The sequence below is a fragment of the Actinomadura kijaniata NBRC 14229 genome (genome assembly GCF_001552175.1).
GTDB lineage: Bacteria > Actinomycetota > Actinomycetes > Streptosporangiales > Streptosporangiaceae > Spirillospora > Spirillospora kijaniata.
This window is the reverse complement of the sequence record NZ_BCQR01000025.1, coordinates 39222-55586: the sequence shown is the minus strand read 5'-3', so window position 1 is coordinate 55586 and position 16365 is coordinate 39222. Positions and strand designations below refer to the sequence as shown.

At 74.0% G+C, this 16365-nt stretch carries 15 protein-coding genes; 8 read left to right on the top strand and 7 right to left on the bottom strand.

The features are described 5' to 3' along the window. Positions 1-10: 10 nt before the first annotated feature. The 5 genes from AKI01S_RS09555 to AKI01S_RS09535 all read right to left on the bottom strand — a co-directional run bounded on the left by AKI01S_RS09555 (position 11) and on the right by AKI01S_RS09535 (position 6706). Positions 11-2275 carry an FUSC family protein gene (locus AKI01S_RS09555; protein WP_067814062.1) on the bottom strand — a complete coding sequence of 755 codons (2265 nt, stop codon included), beginning with the start codon at positions 2273-2275 and terminating at the stop codon, positions 11-13. 56 nt (positions 2276-2331) lie between these two features. Beyond that, entirely contained in the window at positions 2332-3543 is a 1212-nt protein-coding gene (serB, locus tag AKI01S_RS09550) for a phosphoserine phosphatase SerB (protein ID WP_067814060.1), read from the bottom strand. Positions 3544-3607: 64 nt separating this feature from the next. After that, positions 3608-4630 (bottom strand): S-adenosylmethionine:tRNA ribosyltransferase-isomerase, encoded by a 1023-nt coding sequence (locus AKI01S_RS09545; RefSeq protein ID WP_067814058.1) that lies wholly within the window; start codon positions 4628-4630, stop codon positions 3608-3610. Positions 4631-4646: 16 nt separating this feature from the next. Next, entirely contained in the window at positions 4647-6023 is a 1377-nt protein-coding gene (locus tag AKI01S_RS09540; protein ID WP_067814056.1) for an MFS transporter, read from the bottom strand. Then, a complete protein-coding gene (locus AKI01S_RS09535; RefSeq protein ID WP_067814054.1) occupies positions 6020-6706 on the bottom strand; it encodes an SDR family NAD(P)-dependent oxidoreductase in 687 nt (228 codons plus the stop codon). Before AKI01S_RS09535 ends, AKI01S_RS09540 begins: the two co-directional genes overlap by 4 nt. A 547-nt stretch (positions 6707-7253) precedes the next feature. On the opposite strand from AKI01S_RS09535, the gene AKI01S_RS09530 reads away from it, so the two are divergent. The 5 genes from AKI01S_RS09530 (at position 7254) to AKI01S_RS09510 (ending at position 11553) form a co-directional block, all read left to right on the top strand. Continuing rightward, positions 7254-8381, top strand: a complete 1128-nt coding sequence (locus tag AKI01S_RS09530; protein WP_245681541.1) for a GAF domain-containing sensor histidine kinase — start codon at positions 7254-7256, stop codon at positions 8379-8381. A gap of 124 nt (positions 8382-8505) precedes the next feature. Continuing rightward, positions 8506-9162 (top strand): response regulator, encoded by a 657-nt coding sequence (locus AKI01S_RS09525; RefSeq protein WP_218009614.1) that lies wholly within the window; start codon positions 8506-8508, stop codon positions 9160-9162. Between the two features lie 39 nt (positions 9163-9201). Then, the gene (locus AKI01S_RS09520) at positions 9202-9990 is read left to right on the top strand and encodes a PP2C family protein-serine/threonine phosphatase (protein WP_083999236.1); all 789 of its coding nucleotides are present in this window, start codon (positions 9202-9204) and stop codon (positions 9988-9990) included. A gap of 366 nt (positions 9991-10356) precedes the next feature. After that, positions 10357-10722 carry a DUF2752 domain-containing protein gene (locus AKI01S_RS09515; RefSeq protein WP_157419743.1) on the top strand — a complete coding sequence of 122 codons (366 nt, stop codon included), beginning with the start codon at positions 10357-10359 and terminating at the stop codon, positions 10720-10722. Between the two features lie 93 nt (positions 10723-10815). After that, complete coding sequence (locus tag AKI01S_RS09510) at positions 10816-11553, top strand: RDD family protein (protein ID WP_067814046.1); 738 nt, start codon at positions 10816-10818, stop codon at positions 11551-11553. Positions 11554-11618: 65 nt separating this feature from the next. Here AKI01S_RS09510 and AKI01S_RS09505 read toward each other — a convergent pair whose 3' ends face one another. Next, positions 11619-12380, bottom strand: a complete 762-nt coding sequence (locus tag AKI01S_RS09505) for an Rv1486c family protein (RefSeq protein ID WP_067814118.1) — start codon at positions 12378-12380, stop codon at positions 11619-11621. A 90-nt stretch (positions 12381-12470) separates the two neighbouring features. Here AKI01S_RS09505 and AKI01S_RS09500 point away from each other — a divergent pair, with 90 nt between their 5' ends. The 3 genes from AKI01S_RS09500 (at position 12471) to AKI01S_RS09490 (ending at position 15215) form a co-directional block, all read left to right on the top strand. Further along, positions 12471-13259, top strand: coding sequence for an ABC transporter ATP-binding protein (locus AKI01S_RS09500; protein WP_067814044.1), 789 nt, complete (start codon positions 12471-12473; stop codon positions 13257-13259). Between the two features lie 56 nt (positions 13260-13315). Continuing rightward, complete coding sequence (locus AKI01S_RS09495; RefSeq protein ID WP_083999232.1) at positions 13316-14323, top strand: SPFH domain-containing protein; 1008 nt, start codon at positions 13316-13318, stop codon at positions 14321-14323. 124 nt (positions 14324-14447) lie between these two features. Continuing rightward, a complete protein-coding gene (locus tag AKI01S_RS09490; RefSeq protein ID WP_067814116.1) occupies positions 14448-15215 on the top strand; it encodes a sulfite exporter TauE/SafE family protein in 768 nt (255 codons plus the stop codon). Here AKI01S_RS09490 and AKI01S_RS09485 read toward each other — a convergent pair. Then, positions 15199-16332: an MFS transporter gene (locus AKI01S_RS09485; RefSeq protein ID WP_067814042.1), complete on the bottom strand. Its 1134-nt coding sequence runs from the start codon at positions 16330-16332 to the stop codon at positions 15199-15201. The two genes, AKI01S_RS09490 and AKI01S_RS09485, sit on opposite strands and share 17 nt — an antisense overlap. Between the last annotated feature and the right edge of the window lie 33 nt (positions 16333-16365).

Below are 16365 nucleotides of genomic sequence, written 5' to 3'. Positions count from 1 at the left end.
CCCCGTCGGGTCACCGGCTCGCGGGGGTCCGGGTGGAGTGGGCGGCGGTGTCGATCATCTCTTCGGTGTCGCGGCGCAGGGCGCGGACCGCGTAGCGCGTTCCCGAGACCTGGAGCAGCGCGTGGCGCAGCGGCGTGAACTCGTCGGTGCCCACGCCCGCCGCCACCTCCGCGCGGCGGCGCTTGGCCAGCGAGGACAGGTGGTCGTCCAGGTCGGCGAACTCCTCGTCCAGGCGTTCGGCCGGGGTCGGGGCCTCGGGGGCGCCGCTCAGGTCCCCCGACTCCTCGATCTCGTCGGCCGCCTCCTCCAGGCGGTCGGCGATGCGGTCCAGGATCTCCGGGATCGGGCCCGCGTCGACCGACTGCTCGCGCGCCATCCGGCCCACCGCGATCAGGTGGTCGCGGACGCGGTGGGCGGCGGCCACCGTCGACCGCAGCCGGGAGATCCGCTCGGTGTCGGGGACGCGTTCGTCGGCCAGGCGGGTGCGGGTCTCCGACACCGTCTCGGCCGCCTGCTCGGCGGCGACCAGCCGGTCGTGGGGCAGGGTCTCGCGTTCGCCCTCCACGACCTCGGCCGCCGAACGCGCCAGGTCCGCGTGGGCCGTCAGCATCCTGCCCAGCTGGACGGGCAGGCGCTCGGCGTGGCCCGTCGGCCACAGGAGGCGGACCGCCAGGAACGCCAGCCCCCCGCCCGCCAGCGTCAGCGCGATCCGCTCCCCGGCCGCCGTCCAGTCCGAGGGCGTCGAGAAGTCCAGCAGCATCATCGCCAGCGGAGTGCCGAACAGCGCCCAGTAGGCGAAGTTCACCGGCCGCATCGTGAAGCCCAGCAGGGCGAAGCCGAACAGGATCAACGCGGCCGTCGTCTGGTTCGGGGCCAGCGCCAGCAGCACCGCGGCGACGATCGACCCCACGGCCGTGCCGACGATCCGCTGCGTCAGGCGCGTCACGGTCTCGCCGTAGGTGCCGCGCAGGCACATCATCACCGTCAGCGACATCCAGTGGCCGTGCGGCAGCCTCAGCGCGGCGGCCAGCGCCATCGCCACCGCGACCGTCAGCCCCACCCGGGTGACCTGCCGGAAGCCGGGGGAACGGGTCCGCACCGCCCGTCCCATCCGGTCCCACGCCGACACCGGGTGCGGGGCGGGCAGTCGGCGGGGCGGGCCGACGCCGATGCGGACGCCGCCCGCGACGATCCGGCGGGCCGCGTCCACCGAGCCCGCGATCCGGTCGATGGACCGCCGGACCTGCCCGATCAGCGCGGCCGCCACCAGGTCCTCGTCCCCGGCCAGCCCGGCGCGGCGGATCTTCTCGGACTGGCGGGCCAGCCGCCGCACCGCCATCGACTCCATCGAGCCCAGCGGCGCGTCGCCGGGGCGGGCGACCGCCCCGGCCAGCAGCCGGACGCGGGCGGCGAGCGCGGCCACGGCGACCCGCGCCTCCATCTCCCACTCGCGGTCCGGCGGGCGGCGGCCCGCCGCCTCGACCAGCGTCCGCAGCGCCACCGTCTCGTGCATGATCCGCGCGAGGGCGTCGATGAGACGTTCGGGGCGGGACGGCTCCTCCCGGTTGCGGCCCGCGCGGTAGAAGCCCACGGTGGTGCGGGCCGCCCCGATCGCCCGCGACGCGGCGCGCCGCCGTTCCTCCCAGACCGGCACGCGGGTCACCGCCGCCAGGTCGGGGTCGGTGATGTCCACGGCGTCCAGCGCGGAGGTGTCGGACGTCCCGATCTCCTGGGCGACCGCGTCCAGGGCCTCGGCGACGGCGTCGGCCGCCTCCGCCAGCGCCGCCCGCAGGGGCCGCAGCCGCCGCGCGGGCCACGGCGCGAGCAGCAGCAGGCTGGCCAGCAGCCCGCCGAGCAGCTCCAGGAAGCCGTTGTAGACGACGTCGTGGGTGGGCGGCCGGACGGCCGTCAGCAGCACCGCCAGCGCCGCCGTGGGACCGATCCAAGTGATCATGCTGCCGAGCGCCACGATCGGCGGCACCACCAGCACCGCCAGCCAGGTGTGCCCGGCCAGGTGCCCGCCGACCGTCGCCCCGGCGGCGACGACGAGCACGGCGCTGGCCAGGTTGCGGGCGCGGTGGCCGTAGGGGCCCTCGGGGGCGCGCAGCGCCACCAGGTACGCCCCCAGCGCGATCATCGCCCCCTGGGCGGCGTGTCCGGTGGCGGCCCCGGCCAGCAGCGGAACGGCCATCGCGAGCGCGGCGGCCAGCCCGTAGAACGGGGCGGCCCGCCCCTCGATCCGGGCCAGACTCTCCCGGAACCCCTCGAACGCCACGTCTCCCCCCTTACCCCGCGATCAGCCGGAACGATCACATCGGGGCACGGGCGGCATCAGTCGGCGGGAGTGCCCGGGTCGGCGGCGTCGGCCGCTTCGATCTCCTCCCGGGAGATCCCCAGCAGGAACAGGATCGTGTCGAGGTAGGGGACGTTCACGGCGGTGTCGGCGGCCTGCCGGACGACGGGCTTGGCGTTGTAGGCGATGCCGAGCCCGGCGGCCTGGAGCATGTCCAGGTCGTTGGCGCCGTCGCCGATCGCGACGGTCTGGCTGACCGGGATGCCCGCCTCGCGGGCGAACCGCTCCAGCGCGGTGGCCTTCCCGGCGCGGTCGATCACGGGCCCGACGACGCGGCCGGTGAGCTTGCCGTTCGCGATCTCCAGCGTGTTGGCGGCCGAGTAGTCGATCCCCAGGTCCTCCACCAGCGCGTCGGTGACCTGCGTGAACCCGCCGCTGACGATCGCGAACTTGTAGTCCAGCCGCTTGAGCGTCCGCACCATCGTGCGCGCCCCGGACGCCAGGCGCACCTTCCGGCGGACGTCGTCGATCGCGGCGGCGTCGAGCCCGGCCAGCAGGGCGACGCGCTCGCGCAGCGACCCCTCGAAGTCGAGCTCGCCGCGCATGGCGGCCTCGGTGACCTTGGCGACCTCGTCCAGGCACCCGGCGTGCTCGGCGAGCAGCTCGATGACCTCGCCCTGGATCAGGGTCGAGTCGACGTCCATCACGATCAGGCGCTTGGCGCGGCGGTGCAGCCCGCCCGGCTGGACGGCCACGTCCACCTGCCGCTCGGCGGCCTCCACGGCGAGCGCGGCCCGCAGCCCCTCGGGGTCGGCCCCCGACACGTCCATCTCGATGCAGGTGACGGGGTAGTGCGCGAGGCGCTCGATGCGGTCGATGTTGGCGCCGTTGGCGGCGATCCGGCCCGCGATCCCGGCCATGGCGGCGGGCTTCAGCGGCGCGCCGAGCACGGTGACGTGCAGGCGTCCCCGGCGGCGCGGCACCGACTTGTCGCGGCCGGTGGACAGCTCGACCTCCATGTCGAGGTCGGTGGCGACGCGTTCGGCGGCCTGCCACACCTGCCCGATGTCGGCGCCGCCGTCGTAGGCGACCAGGACGCCGAGGACGAGGCGGCCGCGGATGACGACCTGCTCGACGTCGACGACGGTCAGCGGGAACTCGGCCAGCGTGGTGAACAGACGCGACGTCACCCCGGGGCGGTCGCGGCCGGTGAGCGTGATGAGCAGCGTGCGCTGTGGTGAGCCGTCCATGCTGCTCACCACGGTACCGGTCCGTCGGCGGCGGCGTGTGTGACGTCCACCATCCGGGACGCCCTCACGGCACGAGAAGGTTCATGTCCCCGAACTCGTGCCAGAGGTAGCCCTCGGCGAGCGCCGCCGCGTACACGTCGGAGAGCAGGTCCGATCCGGCGATCGCCGACAGCATCATCAGGTGCGACGACCTCGGCTCGTGCAGGCCGGTGAGCAGCCCGTCCACGGTGTGGACGCCGCGTTCGGGGGTGACGACGTGCTCGGTCCAGCCGCGCGAGGCCCGCACGCGTTCGCCGTCGAACGCCGTCTCCAGCGCCCGCACGACGGTGGTGCCGACCGCGATCACGCGTCCGCCGCGGCCCCGGACGTGCCCGACCAGCGCGGCCGTGGCCTCGGGCACCTCGTAGCGCTCGGGGTAGGGGGGCTCGTGCGCCTCGGGCGAGGCGACGCCGGTGTGCAGCGTGACGGGAGTGATCAGCACTCCCCGGGACACCAGCCGCGTGACCAGCTCGGGCGTGAACGGCCGTCCCGCGCTCGGCATCTCGGCGCTGCCGGTCGACCGGTCGGACGCGAACGCCGTCTGGTACGCCGCGGTCGGCCAGTCCCGCCGCACGTACCCGTACCGGATGGGAACGCCGTGCCGCCGCAGGTACGGGACGACGTCGGTGCTCAGCCGCGCCCGCCACAGCCGTCCGGTGTGCCGGGCGGCCAGCGTCAGCGTCGCCCCGCCCGGCATCGGGATCCACTCGCCGGGGGAGCCGCCCCGGTAGGGCTCGCTGCCCTTGCCGGCCCGCCGCCGCAGCTCCACCAGCCAGGTCCGGTCGTCGCCGCCGGGCAGCGGGGTGGAGAAGTGGACGGCGATCCGGTCGAGGCGGACCGCGGCGGGCAGCGTCGCGGAGGTGTTCACCACGAGCAGGTCACCGGGCGACAGCAGGTCCGGCAGGTCACCGAACCCGTGGTGGCTCACCTGCCCGTCGGCCCGGCGGCCGACCAGCAGCCGCACGCCGTCGCGGGCGCGGCCGCGGGCCTCGGGAGGCTCGTGGGCCTCCAGGGAGGCGGGCAGTTCGAAGTCGAGGAGCACGTTCATGACATCGGGTCTCCTGTCAGGGGCGGGTCTCCAGGCGGAGGGCCGCGACGATTCCGAGTGCGGCGATGGCCGCGAACAGGGCTCCGGCGACGACCAGGCCGAGTTCCAGCCGGTCGGTGCCCAGCCCGGTGACCAGGGCTCCGGCGACGCCGACGACCAGGGACGAGCCGAGGGTGTCGCTGATCTGCAGGGCGGAGGAGTTGGCGCCCTGCTCCTGCTCGGCGGACTGGTCGAGCGTCAGCACCGAGAGGCTGGAGATGGCGAAGCCCATGCCCGCGCCGCCGAGGATCCAGGCGGGCGCGGCGGCCCAGCCGTTCACCTGGAGCGCGAGCGTCACGCCGACGATCCCGGCGGTGACCAGCACCGCGCCGAGCCGCACGAAGAACGCGCGGGACCGCCGGGACCGGCCCTGGACCTGCGAGGCGACCGACCAGCCGAGCGCGCCGACGGTCAGCGTGACCCCCGCCTGGGTGGGGGAGAAGTGGTGCATCCTGGTCAGGGCGAGCGGGATGAACACGTCCATGCCGAAGAACGCGCCCGACAGCATCCCGCGCGTCGCGACGATGCTGGGCAGGCCGCGGCCCAGCCGCGCCGTTCCGGCGGGCAGCAGCCGGGTCAGCCCGAACGCCAGGCCCGCCACGGCGGCGGCCGCGACCGGGACCAGCACCCAGGTGGGGTGGTCCAGCACGTACAGCAGCGCGCCCGCGCCGGCGGCCAGCGTGACGGCCGCCAGGTAGCGCACCGGGCTCGTCGGGGTGGCCCGTCCGGCGGCCCGCAGGTCGCGCATGGCCGGGACCAGCAGCGCCGCCGCCGGGACGACCAGCGGGATCAGCCCGAGGAACACCCAGCGCCAGCCCGCGTGCTCGGCGATGGCGCCGCCGACCGCCGGGCCGATCAGCGACGGCAGCACCCACGCCGCCGACAGCGCCGCGAACACGCGGGGCCGCAGCGTCTCGGGGTACACCCGCGCGATCACCACGTACAGCGCGACCATCGACAGGCCGCTGCCGATGCCCTGCACGGCCCGGCCCGCCACGAACAGCCACATCGTCGGGGCCAGGCCCGACGCCAGCAGTCCCGCCACGAACGTCACCAGGCCCGCCAGCAGGGGCCGGGCCGGTCCGGAACGGTCCACCCAGCCGCCCGACAGCACGGTGGCGAGCAGGCTGGCGATCAGCGTCGCGGAGAAGCCCCAGGCGTACAGCGCCAGGCCGTTCAGGTCGCGGGCGACGACCGGCATGGCGGTGCCGACCGCCATGGCCTCGAACGCCAGCAGCGTCACCAGCATCACGATGCCGATCGTGGGCGCGCGGAACCTTCCCGCCAGCACCCCGCCCCGGGGAGGTTCGGGGGCGGTCGCGGCGGAGTCCGGGGGTTCGAGGGTGGTGGTCATCGCGCACCTGCCAGTTCGGCGGCCCGGTAGCGGCCGCTGGGGAGACGGTCGGTGATCAGACGGCGCAGGGCCGCGGCCGATTCCTCGGGGGGCGGCGCGGCGTCGACGTCCTCCCCGGCGGCCCGCAGCATGTCGGTGCGCATCTCGCCGGGATCGACCCACCAGACCCGCAGGTCGGGTTCCTCGGCGGCCAGCACGTTCGACAGCTGCTCCAGCGCCGCCTTGGTCATCCCGTAGCCGCCCCAGGTCCGGTAGCCCTCCACGGCGGCGTCGGAGGAGATGTTGAGGATCGCGCCGCGGCGTTCCCGCAGGTCGGGCAGGAGCGCCTGGACCAGCGCGAGCGGGGCGAGCACGTTGACGCCGAACGCGGCCGCGAGGTCGTCGAGCGGCTGGTCGGCGAGCCGGGGCAGCGGCGTGGTGCCGAGCGTCCCGGCGTTGTTGACCAGCAGGTCCGGCCCGCCCCGGTCCCGGACGGCCCGGACGAGCGCGGCCCGGTGGCCGGGGTCGGTGACGTCCCCGGCCACCGGGGTCGCGTGGCCGAGTTCTCCGGCGACGGCGGCCAGGGCGTCCGGGTCGCGCGCGTTGATGATCAGGTTCCAGCCGTCCCGGGCCAGCTCGCGGGCCAACGCCCGGCCGAGCCCCCGGGAGGCTCCGGTGATGAGTGCCGTCCTTCGCTCCGCCATGCTTCGAACCTAGGGAACGCGGCGTTCCCGGGGATCGGCCGCGCGGGTCCGCCGGGGTCGTCCGATGGACCTAGGCCCTCCGGCCCTCGGGGGCCGCCCTGACATAGCGTCACGGGATTGCCGGAAAATGTGGCGCATCGCCCGGAAAAGAGAGATCCTGGTCGCGCAAGCGATCGATGGTCCGCGCCGATGAGCTGCGCGTCCTCCGAAGTCGATCTTTGGACAGGGTGGTCACGCGCCGTGTCGGTCGAGGGAGGGCGCTGCGGTGTCAGAAGCCGGAAAATCGCTCACCTACCCCGCTGGATCTCATGACCGTTCCAAAGCCCCCATCCAGGCAGTAACACCCCAGGGCGAGATGGCCGGATACGGCCCCCGGCCCCACGGGTGACGCCGCGCCGGGAAAGCTAAACGGGCGGGCTGATTCGTGCGGGGACGGCCAGAGAGTACGGTCTTCACAGGTGAGTGCCGGATGCGCTCGCCGGTGGGACGAAAGGCCGGATGGACCGGGATGGGCACGGAGCGAGTGACCTGCGGGGATCCGCCCAGGGTGGCGGAGCCCGTGGTGGCCGACGGCGCGAACGCGGCGCTGCACGCCGTCTCCTCCGCCGTGCTCGCGGTGACGCGGCACCTGTCGGTGCACGAGGTCCTCCAGGTGATCGTCCGCGCCGCCGCCCGGCTGCTCGACGCGCGGTACGCGGCGCTCGGGGTCCCCGACGAGCAGGGCTCGTTCGCCGAGTTCGTGGTGGAGGGCGTCTCGGACGCCGAGTGGGCGGCGATCGGGCCGATGCCGCGCCAGCACGGGATGCTCGCGGCGATGCTGCGCGACGGGCGGCCCATGCGCCTGGCCGACATCCGCCGCGAGCCCGAGTTCGAGGGCTGGCCGCAGGCGCACCCGGTGCTGAAGGACTTCCTCGGCGTCCCGATCCGCGACGGGGAGAACGTCCTCGGCATCCTGTTCCTCGCCAACCGGAACCCCCGCGGCTTCACCGAGGCCGACCAGGAACTGCTGACCCTGTTCGCCGCGCACGCCGCCATCGCCATCACCAACGCCCGCCTCTACGAGCGCAACCGCGAGCTCACCGTCGTCGCCGAGCGCGGCCGCCTCGCCCGCGAGCTCCACGACGCCGTCGCCCAGAAGCTGTTCTCCCTGCGCCTCACCGCCCAGGCCGCCGCCGCCCTGGCCCCCCGCGACCCCGAGCGCGCCGTCGCCGAGCTCGACCAGGTCGAGCGGCTCGCCGCCGAGGCCCTCGCCGAGCTGCGCGCCGTCATCTTCGAGCTGCGCCCCGCCGACCTGGCCGACGGCCTGACCGCGTCGCTGCGCAAGCACGTGGAGGTGCTGGACCGCGCCTACGACACCCGTGTCCGCTTCGTCTGCGCCGAGCCGGTCGACCTGGCGGAGGACGCGGAGGCGGTGGTGTTCCGCGTCGCGCAGGAGGCGCTGTTCAACGCGCTGCGACACGCCGGGGCGCGGACCGTCGACGTCCATCTGGGCGTCGTGGACGGCAGGGCCGTGCTGGAGGTCTCCGACGACGGCACCGGCTTCTCCCGGGGTGACCAGCAGACCGGGCTCGGCCTGGCCTCGATGCGCGAGCGCGCCCGTTCCGTCGGGGGTGTCCTCACCATCGACTCCGCCCCGGCGGCGGGCACGACCGTCCGGCTGGAGGTGCCCCGATGAGCGGACCGCGGGGGCGCGACGCCGTCCGGACCGAGGAGCGTCGGGAGCTCGCGACCGGAGCGACGAGGGAAGACGGTGCCGTCGAGCGCCCCGTAGGTGAGCGGGAGGCACGGTGAGCGAGCGGATCAGGGTGCTGATCGCCGACGACCATCCGGTGGTGCGGCAGGGGCTGCGGACGTTCCTCGGCGTGCAGGACGACATCGAGGTGGTCGGCGAGGCGGAGGACGGCGTGTCGGCCGTGACGCTGGCCGAGTCGCTGCGGCCCGATATCGTGCTGATGGATCTCAAGATGCCGGGCGCCGACGGTGTCGCCGCGCTGGCGGAGCTGCGGGCACGCGGGGTCCCGGCACGGGTGCTGGTCCTGACGAGCGTCACGGAACGGCGGCACGTGCTGCCTGCTGTACGGGCGGGTGCCGCTGGGTATCTCTACAAGGATGTCGATCCGCGGGCGCTCGTTCAGGCGATCAAGGCGGTCCATGACGGGCACGTCCTGTTCGCACCCGACGCCGCCGAGGCGATGATGCGCGCCGGGACGGCCGGTGCGGCGGCCGACGCGCGCGAACGGGACGACGACCGCGGCCCGGCCGCGCTGACCGAACGGGAACGGGAGGTGCTCGTGCACATCGCACGGGGCAGGTCCAACCGGGAGATCGCCCGGACGCTCGTGGTCTCCGAGAAGACGGTCAAGACGCACGTCAGTAATCTGCTCATGAAACTCGGAGTACAGGATCGGACGCAGGCGGCGCTGTACGCCGTCCGCCACGGACTCGCCGGCGACTGAGACATCAACTCCTCTGACAGGATCGTCATCGAAATCGGTATGAACGTAGCAATCAGGTACGCAGCAGGCAGCGACATCGGATGCAGCCGAGAGAACAACGAGGACTCGGGCTACGCCGGTGCACGGTTGATCGCGGTCGCCGACGGGATGGGCGGGTACGCGGGCGGCGAGGTCGCCTCCTCCACCGTCATCGGCTCGCTGCGCTCGCTGGACACCGACGCCCCCATTGACGATCTTGTCGGGGCGCTCGGCCGCGCGGTGGCCGAGGCCAACGAGAAGTTGCGCATCGTCCGGGAGGAGCGGCCCGACCTCAGCCGGATGGGCACCACCCTGACCGCGATGCTGTGGGACGGGCGTTCGGTGGCGCTGGCGCACATCGGCGACTCGCGCGGCTACCTGCTGCGCGACGGCGAGCTGTTCCAGATCACCCAGGACCACACGATGGACGAGCTGCTGAAGGCCGAGGCCGAGCAGCAGGGCGGCACCACCGACCCGGCCGAGACCTCGCGGCTGTCGCACGTGCTGTACCGGGTGCTGGACGGCCGCGAGGACCGCGAGCCGGACCTGCGGCTGCGCGAGGCGCGGCTCGGCGACCGGTATCTGCTGTGCTCCGACGGGCTGAGCGGCCCGGTGGACCCGCAGACCATCTACGAGACGCTGACGGCGGAGGCGGACCCGGCCCGCGCGGCGCAACGGCTGATCCAGCTCGCCCGCGACAAGGGCGGCCCGGACAACATCACCGCCGTCATCGCCGACGTCGTCGAGGCCGAGCACCTCACCGAGCCCGAGGTCCCGCTGGTCGTGGGCGCCGCCGCGCAGCAGTCCTGACGCCGCGCGGCGGCCGCCCCCGGCGGCCGGGCCTTCCGTTCCCGCGCCCCCGGTCCCGACCGCTACGTTCTCCCGGGACGGCAAGGGGCGAATATCACAGTCCGGCGAACTCTGGGCAAAACGACATGCCCCAGTGGCCGGTATGTCCTACCGTGGCCCATGAGGTGGGCCAGGTCATACGGTGGGTAACGGTCGCGTTGCGGCTCGTTGGCCGGACTTGACCCGCCTTGGAGTGCACCCGGTATACGGGTCACTCGGACGCAAGTCAGGAGGCGGAGGATTCTTTTGGGGGGCACACCCGCGACCACGGTCGCCGGTGCACCGAAGGGTGCGATCGGCGTCGCGGCCGACAGGGTTCTCACCCTCATGCGGCACGGCCCCATGGGGGTGGTGCTGCGTGTCACGACGATGGCCGTCGCGGCCGTCGGCGTGGCCTGGATCCACCGTGCGCACGACCCCGGCGTGCTCTGCCCCCTCCGGGCGGTCACCGGGATCCCCTGCCCCCTCTGCGGAGGTACCACCGTGTTCATCGAGCTGGGCTCGGGCCGTCCGGTCCACGCCCTGCTGGCGAACCCGGTGGCCCTCGTCGGCGCGGTCGGCATCGCCGTGGCGCCGCTGGCGAGGGACCGGTGGTGGGCGCTGTCGCCGAGGACCCGCGCCTGGGTGCTCGGCCTCGCCCTCGTGGGGTCGGAGCTGTGGCAGCTCGCCCGGCTGGGCCTCCTGCGCATCTGAGCCGCCGTCCGTCGTCGGCCAGACTTTCGCGGAGCCTTCCGGGTCCGGCGGGCGTCACAGGAACCAAAGGGTCAACACCAATAAGGAGCAAGTGTGGGTAACCCCTACGACCCCTACGGCCAGCAGCCGGGCTACGGACAGCAGCCCGCGCAGCCGGGCTACGGTCAGCCCCCGGCCCAGCCGGGCTACGGTCAGCCCCCGGCGCAGCCGGGTTACGGTCAGCCGCCCGCCCAGCCCGGCTACGGCGCGCAGCCCGGTTACGGCCAGCCTCCGGCGCAGCCCGGCTACAACCAGACCCCTCCGCCGCCCCCGGCGCAGCCGGGTTACGGGGCCCAGCCCGGGTACGGCGCGCAGCCCGGTTACGGCCAGCCCGCCGTCGAGGTGCACCACCACCACTACGGCTCGGGCGGCCAGCTCGCCGAGTGGGGCTCGCGCGCCGGCGGCTACATCATCGACTACCTGATCTTCGCGGGTCCGGTCTTCCTGCTCTACATCCTGTCCCTGATGCTGATCGGCACCGGCGACGGCGGCGGCGCGGGCCTCGGCCTGCTGCTCATCATGGTCGGCGGCCTGATCTCCACCGCGGGCGGTCTGTGGATCTGCTACCAGGAGGGCACCACCGGCCAGTCCATCGGCAAGCGCCAGATGGGCATCCGCCTGGTCAGCGCCCAGACCGGTCAGCCGATCGGGTTCGGCATGGCGTTCCTGCGCAAGCTCGCGCACTTCGCCGACGGCGCCGTCTGCTACATCGGCTACTTCTGGCCGCTGTGGGACGAGCGCAAGCAGACCTTCGCCGACAAGATCTGCAACACCATCGTCGTCCGCGCCTGAGGCACGATGTCGTCCAGGGCGCTCCCGCATCGTGCGGGGGCGCCCTGCGCCTTTTCCGGGGCCTTCTAGGGGACGGGGTCGAACGCGCTGTTGCAGGCCGCCACCAGCGCCCGCCGCACCGCCGCGTCCAGCGACCGCAACGCCTCGTCGCGCCGCCGCACCTGCCCGGCGTCCAGCCCGCGCGCGTCCATCCGCCGCGCCAGGTCCACCACCACCGCCAGCCGCCCGGCCAGCGCCGCCACGCGGTGCGCGCGCTGGGGGTAGCCGGGCGCGAGCGGGTGGTCGTCCCGGTTCGGGTCGCGCAGGTCGATCAGCTCGTCGGCGATCTCCGGCGGGATGCCCGCCACGTCGTCGACCGTCAGCAGCGCCTCGGTCGCGTCGCGCATGGCGAGCGCCAGCGACCGGTCGGCCTCGGCCAGCGTCGGGACGTCCGGCTGGGCCGCCGAGGCGTCGTGCATCACCCACCGCACGCCCGTGTAGGACGAGCCGCGCCGGTCCTCCACCGGCACCAGCCCGATCGCGCGGGTCGGCAGCGCCAGCACCACCGCCGCGCCCGCCTCCAGCGCCGCCCGGTTGAACTCCGGCGGCCCGGTCAGCCCGAGCGGGTCGCCCGGCACCGGCAGCGCCAGCCGGAACGCCGACAGCCCGCCGATCCGCAGGTCGCCGAGGCCCCGCCGGAGGGTGACCTCGGCCGGGTCGCCGCCCAGCACCTGCGGCCCGGACCCCTCCTCCAGGAAGTCCACCGCCGCGTCGAGTCCGGCGTTGCCGGTGAGCCAGGCGTTGCCCCAAGCGACCAGCGCGGTCGCCGCGTCGCGCGCGTCGTCCATGCAGACCACCATAAGTCTTCGGAATCGCATAGGTTCTTATCCGGAGACGGATCACCCGGGAAACGTTGGATAAGGGGACAAAGGCGCGCGATGGCCGGCGAGGTACTGCAGCTCCGCGGGGTAGGGGTCAAGCGCGAGGGGGCCACCCTGCTGCGCGACGTCACGTGGACGGTGAACGAGGGCGAACGTTGGGTGATCGTCGGCCCGAACGGCGCGGGGAAGACGACGCTGCTGCAGGTCGCCGCGGCGATGCTGCACCCCAGCTCCGGCAGTGTCGAGATCCTGGAGGAGGAGCTCGGCCGCACCGACGTGTTCGAGCTGCGGCCCCGCATCGGGTTCGCCAGCTCCGCCGTCGCCGAGAAGGTCCCGGCCGGTGAGACGGTCATCGACCTGGTGCTGACCGGCTCGTACGCGATCCTCGGCCGCTGGCAGGAGGAGTACGACACCACCGACGTGTCCCGCGCGGTCGCGCTGCTGGAGGCCCTGGGCTGCTCGGACCTGATCCGCCGCTCGTTCTCCACCCTGTCGGAGGGCGAGCGCAAGCGCGTGCAGATCGCCCGCGCCCTGATGCCCGACCCCGAGCTGCTGCTGCTCGACGAGCCCGCCGCCGGGCTCGACCTCGGCGCCCGCGAGGACCTGGTGGACCGGCTGGGCCGGCTGGCCGCCGACCCGGCCGCGCCGACGATCGTCATGGTGACCCACCATGTCGAGGAGGTCCCCGAGGGCTTCACCCACGCGCTGCTGCTGCGCCGGGGCGAGCTGGTCGCGCAGGGCAAGGTGGACGAGGTCTTCACCACCGAGCACCTGACGGCCGCGTTCGGGGTGCCGCTGGGCGTGGACCGGCAGAACGGCCGCTGGTACGCCCGCACCGTCCGGTAGGGCCGCCGGGGGAAGGGACCCTGTTCGGGAGGGGAGGGGCGACTTACCATCCAGGGGTGACCTCCCCCCTGGTCGTGACGCTCCTGCTGGTCGCGGTGGCCGGGTTCGCGCTGTACCGGGCGGTGCGCATCGTCCCGCAGGCCACCGCCGACATCGTCGAGCGCCTGGGGCGCTACCACCGCACCCTGAACGCCGGGCTGGCGGTCACGGTGCCGTTCGTCGACCGCGTCCGCAGCCGCGTGGACCTGCGCGAGCAGGTGGTGCCGTTCCCGCCGCAGCCGGTCATCACCGCCGAGAACCTGGTGGTCGGCATCGACACGGTGATCTACTACCAGGTCACCGACCCGAAGGCCGCCACCTACGAGGTCGCCGACTTCCTCACCGCGATCGAGCAGCTCACGGTGACGACGCTGCGCAACATCATCGGCGGCATGGACCTGGAGCGCACCCTCACCTCCCGCGAGGAGATCAACACCGAGCTGCGGGGCGTGCTGGACAACGAGACCGGCCGCTGGGGCGTGCGCGTCAACCGGGTCGAGCTGAAGGCGGTGGACCCGCCGGACTCCATCAAGGAGGCGATGGAGAAGCAGATGCGCGCCGACCGCGACAAGCGCGCGTCGATCCTGGCGGCCGAGGGCCAGAAGCAGTCGGCGATCCTCACCGCCGAGGGCGAGCGCACCTCGGCGGTCCTGAAGGCGCGCGGCCAGGCCGAGGCGGCGGTGCTGGCGGCCGAGGCCGACGCGAAGGCGCAGGCGTCCCGGGCCCGGGGCCAGGCGCAGGCGATCGCGACGGTCTTCAAGGCCATCCACGAGGGGAAGCCCGACCAGCGGCTGCTGGCCTACCAGTACCTCCAGACCCTCCCGGAGCTGGCGCGGGGCGAGTCCAACACGGTCTGGGTGGTGCCCAGCGAGATGAGCAGGGCGCTGGAGAACCTGGGTGGCCTGTTCTCCGCGCCCGACCCCGTCCCGGCCGACCGTCCGGAGCGCAGGCCGCCGCCGCCCCGTCCGGCCGACGACGGCGGGTTCCCCCGCGAGGACGACGACTTCCGCCCCTACAACCCCTGACCGCTCACCCGGTTCCGACCGTCTCATGATTCGGGCAATTCGGACCCGCCCGTCGTGATGTTCCGGGACTTCCCTAACATCGGGGGGTCGCAGGGAACCTCAGGACTTTTGGGTGGGCGGGAACGTGGACTTGCTGGAGACGGCCGCGATCTTCGCGGCCGGGATCGCCGCGGGCGGCATCAACACCATCGTGGGCTCCGGCTCGCTGATCACGTTCCCGACGATGGTGGCGCTCGGCTTCCCGCCGGTCGTCGCCAACGTCTCCAACAACATCGGGCTCGTCCCCGGCTCGGTGACCGGCGCGTACGGCTACCGCGCCGAGCTGAAGGGGCAGCGCGACCGGCTGCTGCGGCTCGGCACCGCCTCGCTGACCGGCGCTCTGGTCGGCGCGGCGCTGCTGCTGGGACTGCCCGACAAGGCGTTCCAGTTCATCGTCCCGGCGCTGATCGTCATCGCGCTGGTCCTGGTCGTGGTGCAGCCGCGCGTGCAGAAGTGGGTGCTGGAGCGCCGCGAGCACCACCGCCCGCACGGCGGGCCGTGGCTGTGGGCGGGCGTGCTCGCGGCGGGCGTGTACGGCGGGTACTTCGGCGCGGCGCAGGGCATCGTGCTGATCGCGCTGCTGGGCATCGCGCTGGACGACGACCTCCAGCGGATCAACGCCGCCAAGAACGTGCTGTCGGCGATCGTCAACGGCTCGGCCGCCGTGCTGTTCATCGGCATGCAGATCTTCGCGGACACCCGCATCGACTGGCTGGCGGTACTGCTGATCGCGGTCGGCTCCACCATCGGCGGGCTGCTGGGCGCGAAGGTCGGCCGCCGCATCCCGCCGCTGGCGCTGCGCGGCGTGATCGTGGTGGTGGGGCTGGTCGCGCTGGTCACGATGCTGACGTGAGCGCGGGCTCGCGCAGCCGCCGGGCCAGCAGCCAGGCCAGCGCGGGGAAGGCGGCCAGCGTGGCGACCGCCGCGTGCAGCGACGTCGCGTCGGCCAGCGCGCCCAGCGCGGGGGTGAACACCCCGCCGACGCTCACCGCCAGCCCGAGCGTCACGCCGCTCGCGGTGCCGACCCGCCTCGGCAGGTAGTCCTGCCCGAGCGTGATGTGCAGCGAGAACGGAACGTACAGCGCGACCGCCGCCACGGCCACCACCCCGTACAGCGCCGGTCCTGGCACCAGCGCCACGCCGCCGAGCGCGGGCACCGCGACCGCGTAGGCCCGCCGCACCGTCGTGACCCGTCCCCAGCGCCGGGCCAGCCGCCCGCCGAGCACCGTGCCGAACGCGCCCCCGGCGAACAGCGCGAACAGCGCGACACCCCCGGCCGTCTCGCCGGGCTGGACGCGTTGCTGCACGAACAGCCCGAGGAACGAGCCGAGCCCCACGTACGCGATCGACCGCAGCACGACGACCGCCGACAGCGTCCCGAACGCGGGCCAGTCGTCCCGCCCCCGGGCCTCGCCGCGCGCCGCGCCGCCCGCGCGCCGCCCCATCAGCGGCACCGTGACCAGCGCGCCGACCAGCGCCGGGACGGCCAGCAGCGGCGCCGCCGCCAGCCCGCCCACCGCCAGCACCGGGGTCACCAGGAGCGGCGCGAGCGCGAACCCCACGTTCCCGCCCAGCGAGAACCAGCTCATCCCCACCGGATCACCGCCGGTCACCACGCGTGCCAGCCGTGCCGCCTCCGGGTGGTAGGCCGCCACCCCGAACCCGGTCAGCGCGACCGCCGCCAGCGTCAGCGGGTACGACCCGGCCATCCCGACCAGCGCGACGCCGCTCCCGGCCGCCAGCGTGCTCACCGGCACCAGCCACCGCATCGCCCACCGGTCGGTCAGCACCCCGAACAACGGCTGCACCACCGACGACAGCAGCGAGGCCGCCAGCACGACCCCGGACACGCCCAGGTAGCCGTAGTGCCGCTCGGCGACCAGGAACGGGACCAGCACCGGCACGATCCCCTGGTACAGGTCGACGCACGCGTGCCCGGCGGAGAGCGCCCAACGCTCGTTCGTTCGCATGCACGCCAGCGTCGGTCCCCGGGCGGGCTGGCG

Coding starts and splice junctions, on each gene's coding strand:
- AKI01S_RS09515 (WP_157419743.1), top strand. CDS start 10,357: ATGCGGCACGGCCCCATGGGGGTGGTGCTGCGTGTCACGACGATGGCC.
- AKI01S_RS09505 (WP_067814118.1), bottom strand. CDS start 12,380: ATGGACGACGCGCGCGACGCGGCGACCGCGCTGGTCGCTTGGGGCAAC.
- AKI01S_RS09485 (WP_067814042.1), bottom strand. CDS start 16,332: ATGCGAACGAACGAGCGTTGGGCGCTCTCCGCCGGGCACGCGTGCGTC.
- AKI01S_RS09500 (WP_067814044.1), top strand. CDS start 12,471: ATGGCCGGCGAGGTACTGCAGCTCCGCGGGGTAGGGGTCAAGCGCGAG.
- AKI01S_RS09545 (WP_067814058.1), bottom strand. CDS start 4,630: ATGAACGTGCTCCTCGACTTCGAACTGCCCGCCTCCCTGGAGGCCCAC.
- AKI01S_RS09540 (WP_067814056.1), bottom strand. CDS start 6,023: ATGACCACCACCCTCGAACCCCCGGACTCCGCCGCGACCGCCCCCGAA.
- AKI01S_RS09520 (WP_083999236.1), top strand. CDS start 9,202: ATGAACGTAGCAATCAGGTACGCAGCAGGCAGCGACATCGGATGCAGC.
- AKI01S_RS09535 (WP_067814054.1), bottom strand. CDS start 6,706: ATGGCGGAGCGAAGGACGGCACTCATCACCGGAGCCTCCCGGGGGCTC.
- serB (WP_067814060.1), bottom strand. CDS start 3,543: ATGGACGGCTCACCACAGCGCACGCTGCTCATCACGCTCACCGGCCGC.